Annotated in this window: 23 protein-coding genes and 1 pseudogene; 18 read left to right on the top strand and 6 right to left on the bottom strand. The window is 47.8% G+C overall.

Annotated features, from left to right (window positions below):
- The first annotated feature begins 187 nt into the window (after window positions 1–187).
- From BM412_RS11105 to BM412_RS31825, 3 genes are all read left to right on the top strand, one after another.
- Window positions 188–979, top strand: a complete 792-nt coding sequence (locus BM412_RS11105; protein WP_091217562.1) for a hypothetical protein — start codon at window positions 188–190, stop codon at window positions 977–979.
- A gap of 15 nt (window positions 980–994) precedes the next feature.
- Window positions 995–1,471, top strand: a complete 477-nt coding sequence (locus tag BM412_RS11100) for a hypothetical protein (protein WP_091217559.1) — start codon at window positions 995–997, stop codon at window positions 1,469–1,471.
- 296 nt (window positions 1,472–1,767) lie between these two features.
- Window positions 1,768–2,082: a hypothetical protein gene (locus tag BM412_RS31825; RefSeq protein ID WP_143111594.1), complete on the top strand. Its 315-nt coding sequence runs from the start codon at window positions 1,768–1,770 to the stop codon at window positions 2,080–2,082.
- A 740-nt stretch (window positions 2,083–2,822) separates the two neighbouring features.
- Here the strand turns inward: BM412_RS31825 and BM412_RS11095 are convergent.
- A complete protein-coding gene (locus BM412_RS11095) occupies window positions 2,823–3,008 on the bottom strand; it encodes a helix-turn-helix domain-containing protein (protein ID WP_091217557.1) in 186 nt (61 codons plus the stop codon).
- 85 nt (window positions 3,009–3,093) lie between these two features.
- Complete coding sequence (locus BM412_RS11090) at window positions 3,094–4,257, bottom strand: phage major capsid protein (protein WP_091217555.1); 1,164 nt, start codon at window positions 4,255–4,257, stop codon at window positions 3,094–3,096.
- 789 nt (window positions 4,258–5,046) lie between these two features.
- Here BM412_RS11090 and BM412_RS32100 point away from each other — a divergent pair.
- The 3 genes from BM412_RS32100 to BM412_RS11075 all read left to right on the top strand — a co-directional run bounded on the left by BM412_RS32100 (window position 5,047) and on the right by BM412_RS11075 (window position 7,269).
- Entirely contained in the window at window positions 5,047–5,202 is a 156-nt protein-coding gene (locus BM412_RS32100; RefSeq protein WP_177245774.1) for a hypothetical protein, read from the top strand.
- Window positions 5,203–6,178: 976 nt separating this feature from the next.
- Window positions 6,179–6,775 carry a sigma-70 RNA polymerase sigma factor region 4 domain-containing protein gene (locus BM412_RS11080; RefSeq protein ID WP_091217549.1) on the top strand — a complete coding sequence of 199 codons (597 nt, stop codon included), beginning with the start codon at window positions 6,179–6,181 and terminating at the stop codon, window positions 6,773–6,775.
- On the top strand, window positions 6,775–7,269 hold the full coding sequence (locus tag BM412_RS11075; RefSeq protein ID WP_091217547.1) for a hypothetical protein: 495 nt from the start codon (window positions 6,775–6,777) through the stop codon (window positions 7,267–7,269). Before BM412_RS11080 ends, BM412_RS11075 begins: the two co-directional genes overlap by 1 nt.
- A gap of 238 nt (window positions 7,270–7,507) precedes the next feature.
- On the opposite strand, the pseudogene ablA reads toward BM412_RS11075, so the two are convergent.
- Both ablA and BM412_RS11065 read right to left on the bottom strand, forming a co-directional pair.
- A pseudogene (gene ablA, locus BM412_RS11070) lies at window positions 7,508–8,530 on the bottom strand (lysine 2,3-aminomutase); the annotation flags it as partial.
- Between the two features lie 158 nt (window positions 8,531–8,688).
- A complete protein-coding gene (locus tag BM412_RS11065; protein ID WP_091217544.1) occupies window positions 8,689–10,101 on the bottom strand; it encodes a sigma-54 interaction domain-containing protein in 1,413 nt (470 codons plus the stop codon).
- A gap of 135 nt (window positions 10,102–10,236) precedes the next feature.
- On the opposite strand from BM412_RS11065, the gene BM412_RS11060 reads away from it, so the two are divergent.
- The 5 genes from BM412_RS11060 to BM412_RS11040 all read left to right on the top strand — a co-directional run bounded on the left by BM412_RS11060 (window position 10,237) and on the right by BM412_RS11040 (window position 15,197).
- Entirely contained in the window at window positions 10,237–10,527 is a 291-nt protein-coding gene (locus BM412_RS11060; RefSeq protein WP_091217541.1) for a hypothetical protein, read from the top strand.
- A 157-nt stretch (window positions 10,528–10,684) separates the two neighbouring features.
- Window positions 10,685–12,379: a M3 family oligoendopeptidase gene (locus BM412_RS11055; RefSeq protein WP_091217539.1), complete on the top strand. Its 1,695-nt coding sequence runs from the start codon at window positions 10,685–10,687 to the stop codon at window positions 12,377–12,379.
- 185 nt (window positions 12,380–12,564) lie between these two features.
- On the top strand, window positions 12,565–13,350 hold the full coding sequence (locus BM412_RS11050; RefSeq protein ID WP_177245773.1) for an RNA polymerase sigma factor: 786 nt from the start codon (window positions 12,565–12,567) through the stop codon (window positions 13,348–13,350).
- Between the two features lie 5 nt (window positions 13,351–13,355).
- Window positions 13,356–14,339, top strand: a complete 984-nt coding sequence (locus tag BM412_RS11045) for a hypothetical protein (RefSeq protein WP_091217533.1) — start codon at window positions 13,356–13,358, stop codon at window positions 14,337–14,339.
- Between the two features lie 630 nt (window positions 14,340–14,969).
- Complete coding sequence (locus BM412_RS11040) at window positions 14,970–15,197, top strand: hypothetical protein (protein WP_091217530.1); 228 nt, start codon at window positions 14,970–14,972, stop codon at window positions 15,195–15,197.
- Window positions 15,198–15,202: 5 nt separating this feature from the next.
- Here BM412_RS11040 and BM412_RS11035 read toward each other — a convergent pair whose 3' ends face one another.
- Window positions 15,203–15,955: an SDR family NAD(P)-dependent oxidoreductase gene (locus BM412_RS11035; protein ID WP_091217527.1), complete on the bottom strand. Its 753-nt coding sequence runs from the start codon at window positions 15,953–15,955 to the stop codon at window positions 15,203–15,205.
- Between the two features lie 188 nt (window positions 15,956–16,143).
- Window positions 16,144–16,314 carry a hypothetical protein gene (locus tag BM412_RS32095; protein WP_177245772.1) on the bottom strand — a complete coding sequence of 57 codons (171 nt, stop codon included), beginning with the start codon at window positions 16,312–16,314 and terminating at the stop codon, window positions 16,144–16,146.
- A 160-nt stretch (window positions 16,315–16,474) separates the two neighbouring features.
- On the opposite strand from BM412_RS32095, the gene BM412_RS11030 reads away from it, so the two are divergent.
- From BM412_RS11030 to BM412_RS11000, 7 genes are all read left to right on the top strand, one after another.
- Window positions 16,475–17,242 carry a gluconate 2-dehydrogenase subunit 3 family protein gene (locus BM412_RS11030; protein ID WP_371264761.1) on the top strand — a complete coding sequence of 256 codons (768 nt, stop codon included), beginning with the start codon at window positions 16,475–16,477 and terminating at the stop codon, window positions 17,240–17,242.
- 12 nt (window positions 17,243–17,254) lie between these two features.
- On the top strand, window positions 17,255–18,976 hold the full coding sequence (locus BM412_RS11025) for a GMC family oxidoreductase (protein WP_091217521.1): 1,722 nt from the start codon (window positions 17,255–17,257) through the stop codon (window positions 18,974–18,976).
- The gene (tatC, locus tag BM412_RS11020; protein ID WP_256256241.1) at window positions 18,973–19,737 is read left to right on the top strand and encodes a twin-arginine translocase subunit TatC; all 765 of its coding nucleotides are present in this window, start codon (window positions 18,973–18,975) and stop codon (window positions 19,735–19,737) included. Before BM412_RS11025 ends, tatC begins: the two co-directional genes overlap by 4 nt.
- A 27-nt stretch (window positions 19,738–19,764) precedes the next feature.
- The gene (gene tatA / locus BM412_RS11015; RefSeq protein WP_091217518.1) at window positions 19,765–19,962 is read left to right on the top strand and encodes a twin-arginine translocase TatA/TatE family subunit; all 198 of its coding nucleotides are present in this window, start codon (window positions 19,765–19,767) and stop codon (window positions 19,960–19,962) included.
- 20 nt (window positions 19,963–19,982) lie between these two features.
- Window positions 19,983–20,408, top strand: a complete 426-nt coding sequence (locus BM412_RS11010; RefSeq protein ID WP_091217515.1) for a cupredoxin domain-containing protein — start codon at window positions 19,983–19,985, stop codon at window positions 20,406–20,408.
- 145 nt (window positions 20,409–20,553) lie between these two features.
- A complete protein-coding gene (locus BM412_RS11005) occupies window positions 20,554–21,003 on the top strand; it encodes a MerR family transcriptional regulator (RefSeq protein ID WP_091217512.1) in 450 nt (149 codons plus the stop codon).
- 19 nt (window positions 21,004–21,022) lie between these two features.
- Window positions 21,023–22,468 carry an MFS transporter gene (locus BM412_RS11000; protein WP_177245771.1) on the top strand — a complete coding sequence of 482 codons (1,446 nt, stop codon included), beginning with the start codon at window positions 21,023–21,025 and terminating at the stop codon, window positions 22,466–22,468.
- Window positions 22,469–22,485 lie beyond the last annotated feature (17 nt).

Below are 22,485 nucleotides of genomic sequence, written 5' to 3'. Positions count from 1 at the left end.
TAACTAGGTACTTATTCAAATAACTGGATACGATAGTTGAACTAAACGCTCTTATCATACTTTTTGTCAGACCGTGTCGATTATTCGCTTTTTTATCGAATGTAAAAAAATTAGTTTTTCATTTAAACAATCGCACCTTATAATTTTGGTATAGGACTAAAATGCTAATTTAGGGGATGATTGGAAAGTGAAAAAGAAGATCATAGGCTTAACTATAGTCGGTTTGGTGGCATTAGCTAGCGTCGTGAGCGCTGCAAATTGGGGTAAATTTAAGGGGAATGAAATTGTACAGGTAAAAGTTGAAAACAAGGTTCTTAATTTTGGTACAAAGACACCTGCCATTATTTACAATGGTAGTGCTATGATTCCTTTATATCAATTGAATGCTATTGGAATTAACTACGAGTATGAAAGTGCTAAAAAAATAGTTACGTTCCAAAATGAATCAAAGCGGAATGTGGAACTGAAAAATCAAGTAAGAAGTGTAAAGTATCAAGTACAGAACTTGTATTCATACCTTGATGTTTACAGAGAACTCGCAGACCTATATAATTCTTTGGCTCTTTTGGATAAAGCAAATCGTTTCTTTATAATTTCAGCAGCGGGCAATGGCACTATTCCAAAGGATCAATTGAAGTTTTATTTATCTTTAGTTAATGAAACTAACGAGAAGATGAATGGACAGTATTCACAGGTTGTAGCGTTAACTAATCGTAGCAGGCCAATGATTCCAAAAACGAATATTAGAATCCCAACATATGATACGATACTAGATAACTATCAACTTGGGTTGGATAAATTGAACGAGTATGTAGAAAAAACTACGTCTTCAATCGAAAATAATACGTTTACACCGTCAGTTTCAGGTGGTGAGACATACGAGGAAGCTAAGAAGTATTTTAATCAAGCTGCTTCAGACGCTGGATTTGCAGTTCAAAATTTAACTAATTATATAGCTACATACAATCCTGCACCATGAGAGGTGGATTCCCTAGTGCAAAATGCTTTATTGACCTCAATATTCACTGTGACTGGTGGTTTAATTATTTTTTTCTTCAGTCAAATTATTTTGAAATATCTGATTGAACCAATTTCTGATTACAGGAAACTTAGGTATCAAATATCAATTCAATTGGTGTTTTATGCTAATAGAATTTCGAATCCTGTTGAGTTTAACGATGTCAACAGTAAAAATGAAAAATTAGTTAAGGATGTAAATGAAGCATCTAATGCTTTCAGAAAATTAGCTAGTGAATTAATAGGTGTGATTAATATCATTCCAATGTACCCATTATTCTCACTTATTCGATTAGTACCTAATACAAAAGACATTATTGATGCTTCTTCAAATCTAATCGGTCTATCAAACTCAATTTGGAAATATGGAGACGATAATGAAGAACCACAGAGAAAATACAATGAAGAGAATAGAAAAGAAATAAAAAGGCTGCTAAAAATAAAATCATATTAATTTTGATTGAATAACAACGCCCATATCCTGACCACATAAGGTCGGGATTTTTTTTATTACTTAATGATAACCATTCTCACTGTATGCGATTTAGGGAGAAACTTTCAAGCGGTGTAGACTGTGCGGTCGTGAGCAAAAAGGTGTAAATCGATGAATAATAAGGGGCGGGGTATTTTGGGTTTGAGTTAACAACAAGATTTGCATCAAAGACCGCTCTTTGACCAAACTGTATTAGGACAAATTACCTAAAACATATGGTAAATATGTAGAAGAAAAATTATGGAGGTGGTATAGAAATGATAGGTTTGACGGTAGTTGGGGCTAGCATGTCTGTTTACGCCTTATGTATGTTATACGCTTATGCCGTTGCGGGCGTTCGTGCCACGCAAACGACACCACCACCAACGAATCCAATGGGTCCAACGAAACCAATTTCTCCAAAGAATCCAATGAATCCAACGGGTACAATGAAACCAATTTCTCCAAAGAATCCTATGAATCCATCGGGTCCATCAAATTCAAACGGTGAGGGTATAAAATATCGGCTTACATTTAAGTTCTCTCAGGAAGAGGTTTCCGTTGACTTTACGGGCCCTGAAAATGGCGTATAAGAACCTTAAACGAGCGTATAATTCCCTCCAATGAATAGTCCATCTTGTGCCATCGTGCTTTGACGATCTTGAGAAATCTCTCATTACTTATTTTGAAGAAAAGGATTGATACTGCCATGATTATTTCCTCCTTTAATTATGATTGATTAAGACCGATTAGAAGCAAAAAGGATGGATCATACCAGACCTTAAAAATAGGTCTAAAAAACCCAGCAAAATCAAGGTGTTACAGGGTGGTATTTGTCTTAATGACGTAGTGTTTCCGATTCGTTTTACTTCTCCTGATTTTCCTACATACTTCACTGCAATAGGCTGACCTTCCAACACCTTTGAAACGCTTCTGACACTCGTTACAAGTACGGTATGTTGCGATTTCCTCTTTGATCAGAGGTGGAGCAATGTGAGTATCAAAGTAGGTGCATTGACGGTCAGTGAAATGGGCAATTCTACATAGAGGGCCTGTTACCAAACATTTACCTTTGGTAAAACTGGCACATTGAGCTGCCTGACTGTAACGCAGTTGGAAGGTCACTTCCCGGTTATATCTTTCTTGATTTGTCATCTGTCCAACTCCTTTTGAGACTTCTTAATTTCTCTGGCACATGCTCGGCAAACCGCTTGAAGACGATCATCCATAAATTTGATCGAATGTGTCCGATTGCAGACAAAGCACCATTCCACTTTCAATGTGTCAACTCCGCGCCAATTATTTTTAGGAGGTTCTATATCATAGCGTCTCATTAGTTGTCACCTTTCCAATCCGTTGCAGCCTTGCGAGTTACACGATTTTTGATCATACGTACATGGGGTTGAGAGATTCCAAACTCACGACTCAAAGCCGTTTGTTTTTCTCCTGCATGGGCACGTCTGTAAATCTCTCTGATCTCTTCATCTGTTAGCTTGCAATTTCCGTGAACCTTCTCCATTGTCATCTATCTCCCTTTGAGTAGTAATATGTTTAGTTTGGGTTAATAAAAGAGCCGACCCTTTGAAGGATCGACCCTGTGTTGATTACTTACCGATTAGTACAGCAAACTTGGAGGGATCGCCCACAACGCTGTCCAACTCTTGGAACGCTGTGATCCCTGTTTGGTACTCGGCTGCATAACGCTCCAGCAATACTTTAACTTGAATGCCAGTAGTCAGCTTGATATCAAGACCAGAGAAGTCACCGTAGTAGATACCGCGAGCATTCAACGCCAATGTTGTTGGCATAGCATCGGATAGCATTACTGGTTTGCCGAACAAGACCAGACCACCGTCAGCACCAATACCAGTATCGTCACCATGAATGAGTAGGTTGCCAGAAGCACCAGTCAACGAACGGATTGCAGTCCATACTTGCGGGGACATCAACCATGCACAGTTGGCTTGATGGATCTGCGGCACCTTCATTTGCAGACCGATCAAGTCAGTGACTGTCTTTGCATCGATCACGGCAGTAGTTGCATTAGTGGAAGTAGCCGTTACAGTAACCCCGGACTTCAGACCTTTCAACTTTGCACCTGTCTCGTTGATCAGTTCACCTTCTAGGAATAGAGCAAGGGATAGACCGATCTGGCGTATGATCACAGGAACAACATCGATATCAGAGCGGTTGATCAAAGAGTTTGAGATCTTTGTCAAGCTGCCGATGATGAAGTTAGCAAGTGTCTTCCCTGCGAATGCACCATTGCTGTCAGTGACCGCAGTTCCTTCTGTAACGTACTGAAACACGTTTTGAGTGTAATCGTACGATGGTAGGCTCAGGTCTCCAGATACGTTCCAGATTGTCGCCTTTGCTACGATTGGAGACACGTTCTTTGCCGTCTCTACAATGCGCTGTGCAATGGATAGTGGAATTACTACACCGTTGGATCCTGCAGTCATACCACCAGTTGCACGGGCTTCTTTCACCAAAGTAAGGAATGCTTGGTCATCTGCCTTGCGCTGTTCTACCTCTGGGTTGTGTACATCTTTAGTCATGATCATCTTCTCAATCCCTCCACGGATTTCAGCACCTTCCAAGATGCTATCAATTTCTGTAATACGTTCTTTTGCGCTGTTCAAGGATCTTTGTTCATTAGCCTTGATCCCGCGTTTCTCTGCCTTCATCGTGTCTACGATGTTTTCCATGATCTCAATCTGATCAAGGCGTTCCTCTTTGAGACGTTTTTCTTCCTGACCTGATAACATTGCGTTACCTCCTAATGGTTTTTGGAAATTCCGTAAGTTTTGCTATATGTACTGTCCTCAGCACACTGGTTGCCTTCACCCCATGGAGTCCGTCAGCTATTCGGTTTGTTGTTTGAAGTTGTCAAGAATGGTCTAATCTGTACCCCGTGACCGCACTACATTTGCTATTGTTTTGCAGTGGATGGTCAAGGCGAAATTACCCACTCAATTGACCCACCCAAGAAAGGAATACCGCTCACCTCGAATCGGTACATTTCCCTGAGTTTGTCAAGTCAGAGGATAATAAGAAGAACCCCGATCCGATTAAGGACAGGAGTTCCCAAATAGTCAGTTTTTGATGACACGGTACTGTCCAAGACCGTAGGCATGTAAGCTGTCAAATATGGAAACATGCGCTCAGAAAACCACCGTACGGATCTAGTAGGTTGGACGCCCGTCTGCCCATCCGATCTGCGTGTCGGCTACGATGAAAGCAAAACTTAGAAAAACGTGAAACGACCTTACCGAACGAAATGGAAGACTCGCATGGAAGAAACCAAAACGAAATCGCACCATCGATGCAAACCACACTTGAGAAGTCTGTGATCGTGAACCACAGAATCCTTTCTGGCTGTCCACTTCTGAACATTCTGTGATTGTTTACAAAGGTAATGCGTAACTAACTGGTCAAGGGGTTACCTCCCTCTACCTGTGATGCAAATTGCTTGCACCAGAAGACTCACGATTGAATGATCCAGTCATGAGCCATAGCTGAAAGCAATTCTAAATCTCTGGTGCACCGTGTGCCCGTTGAATCTCGTTGATTCGTCCAACTACACGTTGAACCTCGCTGTTCCACTCATGGCGAATGCCGTCAATAATACAACGTCTCAGGAATTGGCTTGTATTGATGTGTGGACGTTCAGCAAAGAACTGACCCACGAACTCTCGATCGTCATTGTTTAGGATCTGAATTGAATAGCTCATATTGGATGACCTCCGTTATATTTGAATTGACGTTAAGTTAAACACTGGGGAGGAAGTGAACTTTCTCCCTCTTTACTTAGCTAAATACCGAATGAACTTTTGGACAGGAACGGCAAAATATTTGAAAATAATTTCAAAGGGGATTGAGCAGGGTACGGACAGGAGCCGTTCTGATCCGCTGCAAGGGGAGGGCAAAGGGACGTTAATTTTAGTTTCCAGAAAAGGTAATCTCCCAACCCGTTGATATCAAAGGGGTTGAGACCTATAGTTACCGAATTCCATAAAGGAACTATTACTTTTAATTAAAAAAATATTATATAGAGTACTGTATAAGAGAAAGCCTATATAGAGAGCTTGGGGAGATTATAATTCCTTATTGCATTTTGAGTAATCCGTTACCCCAATCCCAGTACTGGCGTGGTGTTTGGGTGGTTTCCAAAAAAGGTAATTCTGGAAAAACTCCTTGCCAGTATGGGCGAATTATTGTGCCATGTAATGTTTAGTAACATTGAATTCTTGACCAATATCCTTATTACTGTTACAGTAACTGGAACTGTACTAGTACAGAGTAGCGATCCATTTTTTCAATAGACTGAACAAGCCCTTGTCCATTGCGGATGAGGGCTTTTTTGCGTTCGAAATATAGTTCCTTCTTGTTTTTGTGAAAATACCGGACTCGCAGTGGTTACCTCTATGAGAGAACTTTTCACGGGTCGTTTTGTGAAAATGAGCGACATCTCGTGATTATTCCCATGTAAGGAACTTTTCAAGGGGCTTTGTGAAAATGGACGGCTTCCAACGATTATCCCTCTACAAAGAACTTTTCACGGCATTTGTGAAAATAGGGGGTTCGTTACGACATGTAAAACGAAAAAGGGTCGTTTTATGAAAATGAGGGACGTTTTGTGATTACACGGGTGCAAGGACAAACAACACACTGAGGAGAATGGACGAAATGGACAAGAAGCGGACAGCAGCAATGCAAGTGAACAAATCGATTGACCAACTGAACAAGGAGATTGAGACAGCAAAGCGGGAAGCGTTGAAAAGCACAGAGAAGAAACCGAACCAGATCGGGATCAAGAAGCACGAACGTTCGGACATGGTCAAGTTAACTTCTGAAGGGGTAGCTAACACACTTATAGACCAAGTTCTGTCAAAGCGTGTTGGACAGCGATCTGGAGTGCAGAAGATCCCGCGTGACGTAAAAGTCAAGATCGAACAAATCTTTGCCAAGCATGATCACCAGTATAGCCTATTGGGTCTCTACTACGGTGCAGGATTCACGAGGACAGAGATTGCCGACATTCTTGGACTACAACGGCAGAATGTTGGGGCAAGTCTCAGATCGGCTGTAGCACGCCTTAAAAAATATCTTACCCCTGAGGAATACGACAGCATCAGATGGGCACTAGGCGATTACAAGCCGTTGCAAGGGACACAACCAAGTATAGACCATTCAAAGCCGTACCGAGGAGTGCATGAGAGTGACTATCAGCATCTCAAGTACTATACGCCTTACACACACTTTCACACAGGAGAGATATCATAATGAACCATTATCGAGGAATAAAAGTTGTAAACGCTGTGCCCATGACTTGCAATGACGGCAGCCCGAACATGAAGATGATGACCGCTCTTAACCGCTTGGCTGACCGATTAGAACAGACTGGAGACACTCTGATTGAAGCTTACAAAGGAACTTCCCACAAACATAAAGCCCGGTGCAGTAAAGGGCACGACATTCTGATCAAGCCTAACGACTATGTCAGCAAGAAAGCAGGATGTCAGCAATGCTTTCTTCTGAAACTCCACGGGCACGAAAAGATGATCAAGGAGTTCAACAAAATTGTGAAGCGTCACAAGTTGACTCAGCATGAGCCGTTCGACTTTAGAAAAGGAGTTTTGAGAGGGTTGAAGGAGATGTACCTGTTCACTTGTCCATATGGTCAAGAACATTGGCTTAGTCCTTATAAACAGGTCACGGCTGTTTTTTTCCAGTGCTGGTGTGGGAAGTGTCGGAGTATGGGAGAGCGGCGGTTCTGATGAATCAGACAATCCTATTATTTCATATACTGTATCATTCAACATCACGAGTGAGGTTATGCATATGAATAAACCGCCTTCAACCATCCCGAGACCAAAAGGAACGGTAAGGGAAGTGAACAAACCGAATTATCAGCTATTCGCACAAGCACTTATTAACCTTTATAAATCGGGGCAACGGGTGAGTTAAAAACCGTTGCTTTTTCTTTTTTTTTTCGATACTTCAAATAAAAAACGTAGTAGGAACAGCATAACCGCTGGTATGTCCGCGAAGCGCTTCAATGATTTCCAGCCCTTTGGAGACGGGCGCACGGAAGTGGCCGATCCCTTCAGATAAATCGCATTGATAGATATAGTAAGGGCGCACACGGATTTTGACCAGCTCGTGCATGAGCTTTTTCATAATATGCGTACTATCGTTAATCCCTGCGAGGATTACCGATTGATTGCCGAGCGGCACGCCGGCATCAGCAAGCATCGCGCATGCCTTCTTCGCCTCATCTGTTATTTCCAGCGGGTGATTGAAGTGCGTGTTGAGCCAGATCGGATGATACTTGCGAAGCATCGTGCACAGGTTCTCCGTAATCCGCTGCGGGAAGACGACCGGCGCCCGTGTGCCGATCCGAATAATCTCCACATGGGGAATCTCGCGCAAATTTTTCAATATATATTCCAAAATCGTATCGTTAATCAACAAACCATCGCCGCCGGATAACAGCACATCCCGAACCTCCGGTGTATTGCGGATGTAGGCAATGGCATCGTCCATTTGCTTCTTCGGCACGCCCATCCCCACTTGGCCCGAGAACCGGCGGCGGGTACAATATCGGCAGTACATGGAGCATTGGTTCGTCACGAGAAAGAGGACGCGATCCGGATACCGATGGGTTAAGCCCGGCGTCGGCGAATCTTCATCTTCGTAGAGCGGATCCTCGAGATCATATTTCGTCTTCAACAGCTCCGCGGAAATCGGAACCGACTGCAGCCGAATCGGACAGCGAGGATCATCCGGATGCATGAGGGAGGCATAGTAAGGCGTAATGTTGAGTGGAATCGTTTGCGTCGAAATGAGCACACCTGCCTCTTCATCAGGCGTCAAATTGACCACTTGCTTCAGCTCATCCAGCGTCTTAATCGTATGAGTGAGCTGCCACAGCCAGTCATTCCACTGTTCGTCCGTCACATCTTTCCACAACGCTACTTGCTTCCAGTGCCTCTTGCTGCTTAGGGGCACCTTGTCCGTCCCGCTATCGTTTGACATGCTCATGATTGGCGCACCTCCACGGAAATTTGCTACTCGCCTTTATTGGTGCAAGAAGCATGCCAACATTGCCAATCGGAGCGATTTCCATGCGAAAAAGGCCTCTGCCTACAAGCAGAAGCCAGCACATCCCGTCACCATCATGCCATCCTATCGAGTCAAGGTTTCTTCGTAATCCCATACCTGTTCAGCTTATATTGCAAGGCTTGCCGCTTCATGCCCAGCTCCTGCGCAGTCTGACTGACATTAAAGCCATTCTTCCGAAAAGCGATCGCAATCGCCTCACGTTCCATCTGCTTCATCCGCTCCGGCAGTCGATCATGGCCACCGCTTTCCGCCTCGGCGATTACTCGATTAGCAAGCAAGCCACTGGGCAAATGGCGCTCCTCAATCGTTTCCTCATCGATTTCCACCATATTGAAAGCAGATTCAATCGCATGACCCAGCTCGCGAACATTACCGGGCCAATTATAGGCGGTCAATCGACGCAGCGCATCCGGCGAGATGCTTCGGATTTGAAGCCCGAACACCGGATTCAGCTTCTCGATAAAATGGTTCACCAGCAGCGGAATATCTTCTTCCCTTTGCTGCAATGGAGGGAGCTCGATCTTCACCACGCTCAGCCGGTAAAATAAATCATACCGCAGCAGCCCTTCTTCAAGCGCATGCGCCGGATCCATATTCAAAGCGGTGATGATTCGAACATCTGCCTGCTGCTCATTAGTCCCGCCAATACGCCTGACCATGCCATCTTGCAGCACCCGCAGCAGCTTGGCTTGCAGATAAACATCGAGGCTGCTGAGCTCATCCAAGAACAGCGTGCCGCCGCTCGCTTGTTCGAACAGGCCCGCCCGATCGACCGCGCCGGTAAACGCGCCTCTTGCCGTACCGAACATGATGCCTTCCAACAGATCGGCTGGGACAGCAGCGCAGTTCTGCGCAATAAAAGGTCGATTCCGCCGAGCTCCGGCGTTGTGAATGCTCTGGGCAAACAACTCCTTGCCGGTACCGGTTGGACCGCTAATCATGACGGGAGATACCGTGCGAGATGTCTTCTTCGCAAGGGTCAAGGCGTCTTGGAACGGTTTGCTCCGGCCGATGAGGTCGCTGAACTCATATCTTGCCGTTCCTTTATTCTTGTTTTCCTTCTGCTTCGCCTGATAGAGCTGATGCCGTAGATCGAGAATTTGATCATGCAGCTGCACAATGCTCGTAATATCCTTCGCCACTTCCAATGCACCGATCAGTTTGCCGTTGTCATAGAGCGGATACGTGCTGTTAACGGTCATAATGCGCTTGCCCGTCACGTTGAAATAGGTTTGGATATGGGCGGGCAGCTGTTGTCCGGTCTGCAGCACTTTTTCAAGCGTGCTCGTTTCCTGCGTCAGGGAAGGGTAGAGGTGCAAAATATTTTTCCCGAGCACTTGCTCCCGGTCCAGCCCGTCAATTTCAGCCATCTTATCGTTGTAGAAGACGGTATTGCCTTCCTGATCAATGAAATGGACACCCACGTCTATCGTGTTTAGGATTTTCTCGAAATAGTCGGACACGATGCTTTTCCGATCGGACATCGTTCGCTCGCCTCCATGCCGTGCCGCAATAATCTGCATAAATTCACACGCTATACACAAAAGTTATGCACCAAGCCGAATAATCATCACCCAGAAAGCTGCCTAGCATACTGTGTAGGAAGGTGGTGATGAAAAATGACATTTACACTTGCTGCATGGGTGACCTACACGATGTGGGCAGTATTTGCCCTGATGATCATTGATTTTGTAATTGCCTTTTCCAAATCGTTCTGGAAAGGGTCTTTCGATACAACATTTCTCGGTTATTTGAAAGACATTCTCTACTATGTGCTTCCGCTTAATTTCTTGTTATCGATGGTTTCGATCGACCCGACCGGATACACACTGATCGTGCTTTTCTTCATAGGCGGCGCTTCGGTCATCTACAAGTACGTGATGGATATCATCGGTCGATTCCGAGCGTAATAAAATTAATAATAGAACTGCTGTAGGGGGCTGCGAGGGGGCGAGCCCCGAACGGCCTCTTTTGGTCTTGTTGCGTTTAGGATATAATTGGGAGGTCATGCTGGCAGCGCCATAGCTGCAATCATTTATTCCGTAACGAAAGGTTAGGTGCGTATTCATGAAATTTAGCGAGTACCGGTACGAACGCCCGGATGTTAAAGAGTTTGAACAGAAGTTTAAGTCGCAATTGGAAACGTTCCTCTCCGCGCAAACCTATGACGAGCAAGACATTGCCATGACAGCGTTAAACCAACTTCGCAGTGAGTTCGATTCGCAAGCCCAAATCGCGAGCATCCGCCACTCCATTGATACGAATGACGAGTTTTATAAAGCCGAGCAAGATTTCTTCGACGAAAGCGGCCCGATTGTGCAAGAATACATAACCGATTACTATCGCGCACTTGTGGGTTCCAAGTTCAGAACCGAGCTGGAGCAAAAGTGGGGCCGTCAGCTGTTTCAATTGGCCGAGCTGTCGCTTAAGACATTCAGCCCAGAGGTCATTGAGGATCTGCAGCAAGAGAATAAGCTGACGACCGAATATTCGAAGCTGATCGCGTCTGCCAAAATCATGTTCGAAGGTGAAGAACGGACATTGTCCCAGCTCGGGCCGTTCCAGCAATCGAAGGATCGCGATATGCGCAGACGTGCGATGGAAGCATCATCAGGCTTTATGGCGGAGAACGAAGCAACCTTTGATTGCATTTACGATGATCTTGTGAAGGTTCGTACGAAGATTGCGAAGAAGCTTGGTTTTAACAACTATGTGGAACTGGGTTATGCACGTATGAGCCGTACGGATTACAACGCTGAGATGGTCGCGAACTTCCGCAAACAGGTGCTTCAATACATCGTGCCGGTGGCTTCGAAGCTGAAGGAAGCGCAGAAGAATCGGATTGAAGTCGACTCGTTGCTGTATTACGACGAGAATTTCTCGTTCAAGACGGGAAATGCAACGCCAAAGGGCAATCCGGAGTGGATCGTGAAGAACGGCGAGAAGATGTATGAGGAGCTGTCTCCGGAAACCGACGAGTTCTTCCGCTTCATGCAGGATAACGATCTGATGGATCTGGTGGCCAAGAAAGGCAAGCAAGGCGGCGGTTATTGCACGTATATCAGCAAGTACAGTGCACCATATATCTTCTCCAACTTTAATGGAACTTCAGGCGATATTGATGTGCTTACGCACGAAGCCGGCCATGCTTTCCAAGTCTATGAGAGCAGAAGCTTTGCGGTACCTGAGTACAGTTTCCCGACCTATGAGGCTTGCGAAATCCATTCCATGAGCATGGAGTTCTTCACTTGGCCGTGGATGGATCTGTTCTTCGAGGATGAGGCGGACAAGTATCGGTTCGACCATCTGGCAAGCGGATTGATCTTTATCCCATATGGCGTGACGGTGGATGAGTTCCAGCATTTCATCTATGAGAACCCGGATGCAACACCTGCGGAGCGTAAACAAGCCTGGCGCGAAATCGAGCGCAAATATTTGCCGCATCGCAACTACGCGGACAACGCGTATCTGGAGCAGGGTGGATTCTGGCATAAACAGGGTCATATTTTCAACAGTCCGTTCTACTATATCGACTACACGCTGGCACAGATTTGTGCGTTCCAATTCTGGAAGAAGATGCACGAGGATCGTCCGGAAGCATGGGCAGACTACTTGAACCTATGCCGCCAAGGCGGAAGCTTGTCGTTTACGGAGCTGGTGAAGGTTGCCGGCTTGAACTCCCCATTTGAGGATGGCTGCGTAGCTTCTGTCATTGGCAGCATAGAGAGCTGGCTGGATGAAGCAGCACCGAATGTCGAATAAGCAAGAAAGCAAAGAAAACCGCCATTATTGGCGGTTTTTTTGTGCGTCTAACAGGGTTCTGCAGGGGCGTGAGGAATTAGAGTACAGAGTGTAGTGGCAGGTGTAGAAAAAGATTTTTGTCGTTTAGATAGATTTCAGCTTCGGCTGGCATCTCTAGATATAGGCAGACGAGAGGAGGCAGTGAAGTGTTGGTTTCTAATCCTGCAGAACATGAGCATCTCGATGAGAAAGTGCCTGCACAAGAAGCGGATCTGGTCGCGTTGGCGAGAACGGGCGATCCGGATGCATTCGGGGAACTTGTCCGCAGAAGCAGGGCAAAAGCGTTGAATCTGGCGTACTCCCTGACGCAGGATCACCATCTTGCCGAAGACGTGGTGCAGGAAGCGCTCGTGCGGGCCTTTCTTCATCTGGGCTCGCTCGTGGACAGCAGCCGTTTCGCCCCTTGGCTCAAAACCATTGTGCGAAATGAAGCCAACATGAAGCTGCGCCGAGGAGGGCCGCATCGCAAGGAGCGGCCATTCACGAGTTGGAGCAGCAGGGAGGTTGCATCGCAGCATACAGTTAGCAGCGCGGGTATCGGTTATGGTGATCCGTATAACATCGATCATGTGTTGTTCCGCCTCGGCAAACTTGCGCTTGATGAAGCGAAGCAGGCGCATGATCCCTCTGCTGCTTTGATGCGTAAAGATTTAGTCGATGGTATTCGCAGCATGATGTACTGCTTAACCAGTCGCGAGAAACGAATTTTCGAAGCGTATTTCTTCGATCAGCTGTCGCCGCAGCATATCGCTTCCTTGATGGACACGGCAGTCGCAAATGTGTACAACAGCATTTCAAGAGCACGGCAGAAGCTGCAGCAGGAGCGAATTCGTTCTCAAATCAGCCTATACATCGAGGGACGCAAGAAGTTAGGAAAACCGGCAGTGAAGCTGCTCGCTCCACCGCTGTACCAAATCACATGGAGGGATTGAGGACAATGGAAATGATCGCAAAGACCGATTGCAGCTGGAGCCATAATACGGATACAGCAGCGCTGCACAGCATCGTACAGTATACGGAACTGGCAGGGATGACTTTGGTTGAGGTGATGGGGTACACCGCGCATGCATTTAAGATCATCATTGACCGGGAAGTTGTCGAAGTTGGGAGTTATTCAAATTTTGATTGGAAGCAGCATCATGAAGCGGCGTTGAACAATCTCGGATTCTCCGTTCAGTATGCCGGAAAACAAACGAACAATCCGCCAACGCCTGAAGAGCTGGAAGAGGGAATCGAGCTTGTGCAGCAAGCGATCGACCGCGGTATTCCCGCGCTTAGCTGGGATCTCTTCATACCGGAGTGGGGCGTTATCTACGGGTATGACGATAATAGACGGGTTTTCCAGTGCAGAGATGTCCGTCAAGATGGCGAGCTGCCCTATGAGAAGTTGGGACGAGGCGAAGTAACCGAGCTGTATGTGCTTGGGATCAAGGGCTATCAGCCGGTCGATCGGAGAACGATGTTGAAGGGAGCGCTTGAGCTTGCATTGCAGCATGCCAAAGTGCCTCAGCGGGAGTTGGAAAAAGGATCTCACCGAAACGGAATCGCAGCTTACGATGCATGGATCACAGCATTTACGAATCGGACAGTGGAAGCCTTCGGGAACAGCGTGAATACCGTCAAAGTGTGGGATGCCCGCGAATTTGCCGTCAAGTTTCTGGAAGACGTCGTGGCTAACTGGCCGAACGAGAAGGATTGGGATTCGTCGCAGCTGCGCCAGCTCGCCTCAGAAGCTGCCGCCCATTATCGGATCGTGGCAGACCGTCTTGGCGCATTAGTGAGTCTGTTCCCGTTCCCGCAAGGAGGCGAGCCCAATCAAGAGGCTGTGGCTTCTCGTTCGATTCAACTGCTGCAAGATGCCAAAGCCGCGGAAATTCAAGGGGTTCGTGTTCTGGAGCAGATGCTGGAGTCATTGGCTTAAGTTGATCTCATTCTAAAAGATGCCGAGAGTCGGAAAACCCGACTCTTTGCGGCAATACCACAGAAAAAAGAAGCTGAAAGTCGGAAAAACCATCTCTCAGCGGCGAAACCCAAGGAAAAAGAAGCTGAAAGTCGGAAAACCCGACTCTCAGCGAACTAAATACCCCGTATGCTCCCGTGCTGGATGATGAGAGACGGAAAAACCGTCTCTCAACGGCAAAACAATAGAAAAAAGAAGCTGAAAGTCGGAAAACCCGACTCTCAGCAAACCAACTAACCCAAATGTTCCCGTGCCGGATGGTTAGAGACGGAAAACCCGACTCTCAGCGGCAAAACCACAGAAAAAAAGAAGTTGAGAGTCGGAAAACCCGACTCTCAGATTACCAACTAACCCAAATGCTCCCGCACCGGTTGCCGAGAGTTCCAAAAGTGAACGCTCAACAAACCAACTAACCTTGCTCCCGCACCAGGCTAACTGATCGTAAGCCGCCTAGCAACCAGGCTTCGCCGCAAAACAGGCAATTCCGCAGCGCGGCGGGACAAAATTGGATTATTTTCCCATACAATCCATGATCGAATCCTTCTAAAGCCTCATATAGTAGCTATATAAGCCACTTGGGGAGGATGCAGGATGGAGGAAATATGGGATGGGCTGCTGGAAGTGCTGGCGGGGATCGGCGTGTTGTTTTTCATCTTGAGTTCGTGGTTCTGGTTTGCGGTTGGGAGCGTAAGCTGGATTCTGTACGCGGTGTTTGTTCATACCGATACCATGCATTATATATGTCTGGGAGTCACCGCTTATTGGCTCATTACGCTATGTATCTCAAGTGAAACCAAAGATGGACTGTGGGGCGGATAACGATTCTATTCGAGATAGATCATTTTGCGCGTCATCCCGCCGTCGATCACGATATTCGTGCCGGTTACAAAATCGTTCCGAGGATCGGTGAGATACAGACAGGCTCTTGCAATGTCATCGGGTTTGCCGACCCGTTGCGCTGGGTGCTGGAGATGATCATCCGGCCGAAGCTTATCGTAATCGCCTGTCTCGATCCAACCGGGACTGATCGCATTCACACATATTCGGTCCGGTCCAAGTGAGACCGCAAGGGCATGCGTCAGTGACAGAATCCCGCCCTTGGACGCAGCGTAGGCTTCCGAATTCGGCTCAGACATGATCGCGCGCGTAGAAGAGATATTCACGATTGCGCCGCCGTTGCCGCCTTGTTTCATCATTCTCGCTGCTTCACGAGCGCAAACGAAGGTGCCGCGCAAGTTCGTATGGATAACACGATCCCATTCCTCGATCGTAAGCTCATAGACCGATTTCCATATTCCGAAACCGGCATTGTTGATGAGCACATCGAGCCGACCTACACTTCTCGCCAACTCCTCGAAACACGCTTCAATGGACGCAGGCTCGCTTAAATCCAGCACGCGGCTAATCGGCTGATGTAGTCCTTCTGCTACGATCATCGCCGCCGTTCCTTCGAGCGCCTCCGCATTCTTATCCACGAGTATGACAGTTGCCCCATCCCGTGCATAGGCGACAGCCACGCTTCGGCCAATTCCATTCCCTGCGCCGGTGACAAGCACAATTTGATTCTGAGCACTCACTTCGAACCACTCCAATTCTGTTTTAGTACCTGCCTGTCAAATTCTGTTCTTCTTACATACCTGTCAGTGTTACTGTATACGATTAGTAGGTAGTGTTGTCAAACGCACAATGCTCGTAAACCTAACTGAAGGCTGTCCCAAAAGCGCGGTACGCGACTTTGGAGACAGCCTTCTTTACTTGATGAACCTCACTTCATATACTTCTGCAAAAAAGTCAACGGCGAGTACGAATTATCGACTTCAGACAAACCATACAGCTCGCTCCAATTGTAAATGACAAGGAAAGGTAACAGTCCGATCGCAAGTACGGCAATTAAGAAACCGAAGATCAGCACCCGTAAAGCTTTTGCGGCATTCATTGCTTTTCATCTCCAATCGTGAAGTCGTGTTAACCTGCTCCTTATTACCATATGCCGCCCAATCGCGTAATCGGCACTTTTCTAAATAATTGGATGTTAATTCATGTTGTGGAAAATACTAAGCCTACTTAGCTCAAGTGAACAAGAAGGAGAGATCATGATGGCAACGGATTCGAAACAGCCACAAGATGAATCCAGAAGAAGGTTTCTAAAATATTCGGGCACCGCACTGGGAGGAGTTGTCCTAGGCGGCGTAATCGGCGGATTAATCGGCTCCAACGTGAAGCAAACAACGAAGGACGAAGAGCCCGCTGCACCGGCGCCAACTCCCACCGAAACGAAGGACTACAATCAAGCGCTGATGTTCTTCTCGCAGGATCAGTTTCTGACTGCGGAAGCTGCGGCTGAACGGATTTTCCCGAAGGACGATCTTGGACCCGGAGCCAAGGAACTAGGCGCCGCTTTCTTCATTGACCACCAAATGGCCAGTGCTTTCGGCACCAATGCGCGCGATTACATGTCGCCGCCTTTCTATAAAGCGGAAGCGTCGCAAGGCTACCAGCTTACCTTTAAGCGCAAGGAGCTCATGGCCCTGGGCCTTGACTCGCTCAATCTGTACAGTAACTCCAAGTATCAGAAACAGTTCGTGGAGATTACTCCCGAGGAGCAAGATGCGGTGCTGACGGCTTTTGAGAAAGATGATGTACACCTGAAGGGAGTTCCGGCTTCTACCTTCTTCTCGATGTTTCAGAATCTGACGATCGAAGGCGTCTATTCCGATCCGCTCTATGGAGGCAATAAGAACATGCAAGGGTGGAAAATGAGAAACTATCCGGGCAATCAAATGAGCTATTCCAATGAGATCGAGAAGGAAGAATTCGTCAAAATGAAACCGCTTAGTCTGGCTGATCATCTCGATATAGGGTAGGAGTGATGGAATATGGCGACTAAACTTCCGAAAGTGCCTGTCGTTATCGTAGGAATGGGCTGGGTAGGCGGCATTATTGCCGCTGAATTGTCCAAAGCCGGCATTCAAGTGGTCGGGCTGGAGAGAGGGAAGGGTCGAGGGACTCAGGATTATTTTCATGTCCACGATGAGCTTCGATACGCTGCTCGCTACGAGCTGATGCAGGATTTGTCCAAAGAAACGGTGACCTTCCGAAACACCTATAAAATGCGGGCATTGCCAATGCGCACCTACGGATCTTTTCTGCTGGGGGATGGTTTAGGTGGGGCAGGCGTGCACTGGAATGGCCAGTATTATCGTTTTCTGCCGTACGATTTCGAAATCTACAGCAAGACGGTGGAGCGATATGGGAAGAAGAAGATCCCCGTTGGCATGACGATCCGCGACTGGGGCATTACATACGACCAGCTTGAGCCGTATTACGTGATGTATGAGCAAATGTCCGGGATATCGGGGGAGAAAACGACGCCACCGAATGTGGGTGCGATGTCCAAGCCGTTTGCGACAGTACCTATGAAGAAAACGCCGGGCATGAAGCTGTTTGAGGAAGCGGCCACCAAACTCGGCTACCATCCTTACGTTATCCCTTCGGCAAACTTGACTGAAGTTTACAAAAATCCGGACGGCATTGAACGCGCAGCCTGCCAGTATTGCGGCTACTGCGAACGGTTCGGCTGTGAATACGGAGCGAAAGCGGATCCTGTCGTCACCGTGCTGCCCGTCGCGCAGGCTTCCGGAAAGTTCGAGCTGCGCACGCATTCGAATGTGACTTCGATCTTGCACAACGGTTCGAAGGCAACCGGTGTCACCTACATCAACACGCCTACCGGAGAAGAGTACATTCAGCCGGCAGATGTTGTGATTTTGGCCGGTTATGTGTTCTCGAATGTCCGATTGCTGCTGATGTCCAAGCTTGGAAAGCCCTATGATCCGGACACGGAAACCGGAGCGGTCGGCCGCAACTACGCCTATCAAGTCAACGGCGCCAGTACGAGCGCGTTCTATGAAGATCGCGAATTCAATCTGGCGATGGGCGCAGGAGCTCTGGGCAGCAGCTTAGATGATTTTAATGGCGACAACTTCGATCACAGTGATTTGAAGTTTCTACATGGGGCTAATATTCGCTTCACGCAGACGGGACTGCGGCCGATTCAATACCAGCCGGTGCCGGCCGGCGCTCCGAAGTGGGGGGCAGAGTTTAAGAAAGCAACCATTCACAATGCAAACCGAATCCTATCCGTCACGGGTCAAGGGGCGAGCATGCCGAACCGCTACCACTTTCTCGATCTGGATCCGGAGTATAAGGATGCGCTCGGACAACCGCTGCTGCGCATGACATTTGACTTCGAAGAACAGGACCGAGAGCTTGTTAAATTCATCGCGCAGAAGACAAAGGATATTGCCGACGGCATGAGCGCTACCAAAGTTGAGATGCATGACGCGCTCAAGCAATATAACATCGTACCGTACCAATCCACGCATAACACGGGCGGTACGATTATGGGCAGTGATCCGAAGACATCGGTCGTGAACAATTATTTGCAAATGTGGGATGCCGAAAATGTGTTTATTTGCGGGGCTTCCAACTTCGCGCATAACAGCGGCTATAATCCGACGGCAACGGTCGGGGCATTCGCTTATCGGGCTGCCGAAGGGGTCAAAACCTATCTTAAGAAAGGAGGACCTCTTGTGTGAACAGCGGTAAAGGCCAGGCGAATGAGCTGCTGGATCGCGATTTGATCGTTCACTTGTCGGAGCTTCGCAAACGTCTGATCTATGTTGCAGGCTGGTTTCTGGTCGCGTTTGCTGCCGGATTGTTCGAATCACCGCGAATCATCCGATTTATCAAATCGCATCTGGGCGGCATCCAGGTGGAATGGAGCGTGTTTGCTTTATCGGATGGGCTCGTGGTGTACATGAAATGCGCGCTTCTGATTGGGATTACGATCACGCTGCCATTCCTGATGTATCATTTCTGGGCTTTTGCGAAACCCGGCATGACGGAATCCGAAGCCAGAGGCACGCTGATCTATGTACCGATGTCCGTGCTGCTCTTCCTATTAGGCGGAACGTTCGGGTATCTGGTCGCGCTCCCGATGATGATTCGGTTCATGATCAAGCTGAATCAATCGATGGGGGCCGCGGAGGTGTATGGCATCCAGCATTACATGTCGTTCCTGATCAGCTTCCTGCTGCCGATGGGAATCGCCTTCGAAATGCCGCTCGTGATGACCTTTCTAACCCGAATCGGGCTGCTTACACCTGAGAAAATGAAGACCATACGCAAATATGCATATGTCAGCTTAGCCGTTCTCGGTTCACTGATTTCGCCGCCGGATTTCGTTTCCCATCTGTCCGTCACAGTGCCGCTCATTCTCCTGTTTGAGATCAGCGCGCTCGGCTGCTCCATCTATTACAGACGAAGGCTGAAATACGCCATGCAGCCGGCACAGTAAAAGAACTAAACAAATGGAGGTGCTCCTATGTTTAACAATATCGGTATTTCGGGGCTGATTATTATTTTCGCCATCGCGTTGATCGTGTTTGGACCTGCTAAGCTTCCGCAGCTTGGACGCGCATTCGGGGATACGCTTCGCGAATTCCGCAATTCCACCAAAGGAATTGTCGACGATACCCCTGATGAGAAGACTACCATTATCGAGATCGAGCCCAAACGGTAACCTACAAGGAGGAATATACAATGAAACTTCGCTTACTAATCATCACAGCAGCAGTGGTTATGGCGGCCGTAGGTCTGGCAGGCTGCGGCGGCAACGATAACAACAACACCGGAAATAACACTAACAACGGTGCAACTACTGGAAACAACGCGGGTACAAATACGGGAGCAGGCAACAGTGGCGGTAACACGATTACGGTGAAAGCCTCCAATTTCAAATTCGACCAAGAAGAAATCCATGTGAAGCAAGGCGACAAAGTGAAAATCACCTTGCAGGACGAAGAAGGCGTGCATGGCTTTGCCATTGATGATTTCGATGTGGACATCAAAGAAAATAACGGAACAGCGGAGTTTACGGCTGATAAAGCCGGCGAGCATGCGTTTCACTGCTCCATTATGTGTGGTTCCGGACACGCTAAGATGGTCGGAAAGCTTATTGTTGATTAAGATGAAATTAGGGAGAGAAGCTGCCGGCAACGGCAGCTTTTTTCTATTCCGATGCCGGTCGTAGATTGACGATTTCAAGCTCATTGAGATAACATTACGTTAACGTAAGTTATTTGGAAAGAGAAGGGAGAAGACTGAAGTCCACATGGAAGTAAACCTGAAATATACGATGGAAGACATCACGGAGCGGCTCGGCATTACGGCCAGAACGCTTCATTACTATGAGGAAATCGGTTTGCTTCCTGCGGTAAGCCGAACGGAAGGCAGGCATCGGGTTTACGACGAGGAGATGGTTCTTCGCATTCAGCACATTCTGAGATTGAAAGAAGTGCTTGGCGCATCGCTGCAAGAGATACGTGATATTTTGCAAGCGGAAGCGGATCTTGATCGTCTGAGAGCTACGTTCTATGGGGATTCGCTTACAGAGGATGAACGGGAAAACGTGCTTGATGAAGCGACGGACCGGCTCCAAGATATCATCAGTCACATTGATGAAAGGATGGGGAAGCTGCAGCTGTTAAAGCAAGGGTTTACGGAGCGTCTCGATCGTGCGAATCGGTTAAAGCATCGCTCTTCGGCTGAATCACCGGATTGAGTAAGAGGGGAGAATGAACGTGAATACTTCGCGAAAATGGTGGATTTTATCGGTAACGAGCCTGGGTTCTTTGCTCTCTGCACTTAACTTTAGCACGCTTATCATTGCGCTGCCGGATCTGTTGACGGGTTTACAAGCTTCGCTGCTGCAGGCGATGTGGGTGATGCTCTCGTATATGGTGGCACAGACCGTCATGGTGCTTATGGCCGGCTCGCTTGCGGATCGCTTCGGACGAAAACGGATCTATATCGCGGGAATGCTGCTTTTTACGATCGTATCGTTTATTTCAGGCTTCGCTGAGCATGCGCCACTGCTCATTGTGTTTAGGATCCTGCAAGGGATCGGCGGTGCTATGGTGATGGCCAACAGTACGGCGATCGTCGCTGACGCGTTTCCGAAGGAAGAACTGGGCAAAGCGCTTGGTATTAACATTATGGTCATAGCGGTCGGTCAAATTATCGGACCCGTTCTTGGCGGCTGGCTGACAACGGCATTTGGCTGGGAATGGACCTTCTGGTTTAACGTACCGTTCGGCGTCATCGGCGTTATCTGGGGTCTGGCGGTCATGGGGGTCAAGGATGATAAGATTGCCGCTCCCAAAGCAGGCGGATTGGACATAGGCGGCGTAATTACGTATGTCGTTTCCATTACTGCCTTGTTGATTGCTTTGACTTGGGGGCCGATTCAAAGCTGGACTTCGCCGGTCGTGTGGATATCCGGGGTATTCTTTATCGTACTTTTTCCCGTGTTCTTGCGCCTCGAGCGGAGACATCCCAATGCGCTGCTGCATTTGCCATTATTCACGAATAAAATATTCTCATTCGGGATTATTTCCGCTACGCTTAACGCCATTGCGCGGATGGCCGTCATGTTCATGCTCATCTTCTACTTCCAAGGGGCACTGGAGAAAGATGCGCTTGTCGCCGGCATTATGACGATACCGCTAGCGGCAGGCATGCTCGTCGTATCGCCGCTTGCCGGCAGCCTGGGCGACAAATATGGCGAAACAACGCCGGCTACCGTCGGCTTGTTCCTTAGTATTTTCGGCTTGGCCGGACTTGCGCTGGATACGAATCTTGCTACGCCTTTCTGGCACTTAGCACTATATATGACAATCATTAGCATCGGCTCGGGGTTGTTTAATTCGCCGAATTCCAGCAGTATTATGAATGCAGCCGGTGCCAAATATCGCGGAGAAGCATCCGGGATTCGCTCGCTCACGACGAATATGGGGATGATGCTCAGCATTGCGTTCTCGATGCCAATTGTGACACATAGCATTCCACATGAAGCGATGCTGGCGATTTTCTCCGGTACACAGGTGGGCATGAATGGCGCTACATCGTCGTTGAATGGGTTTATCAGCGGTTTGCATGCCGTGTTCTGGCTGATGGCGGCGCTAATGGCGCTCGCTGCCGTCATGTCTCATCTGCGCGCGAACAAACGAATCACTAATCATGGATAAGTTGGGAGACTTTCATT

It is taken from the genome of Paenibacillus sp. BC26, from assembly GCF_900116125.1.
In the GTDB taxonomy this organism is placed as follows: Bacteria; Bacillota; Bacilli; order Paenibacillales; family Paenibacillaceae; genus Paenibacillus_Z; species Paenibacillus_Z lignilyticus.
Note: the sequence above shows the minus strand (reverse complement) of the source record. Positions and strands in the feature narration are given on the sequence as shown.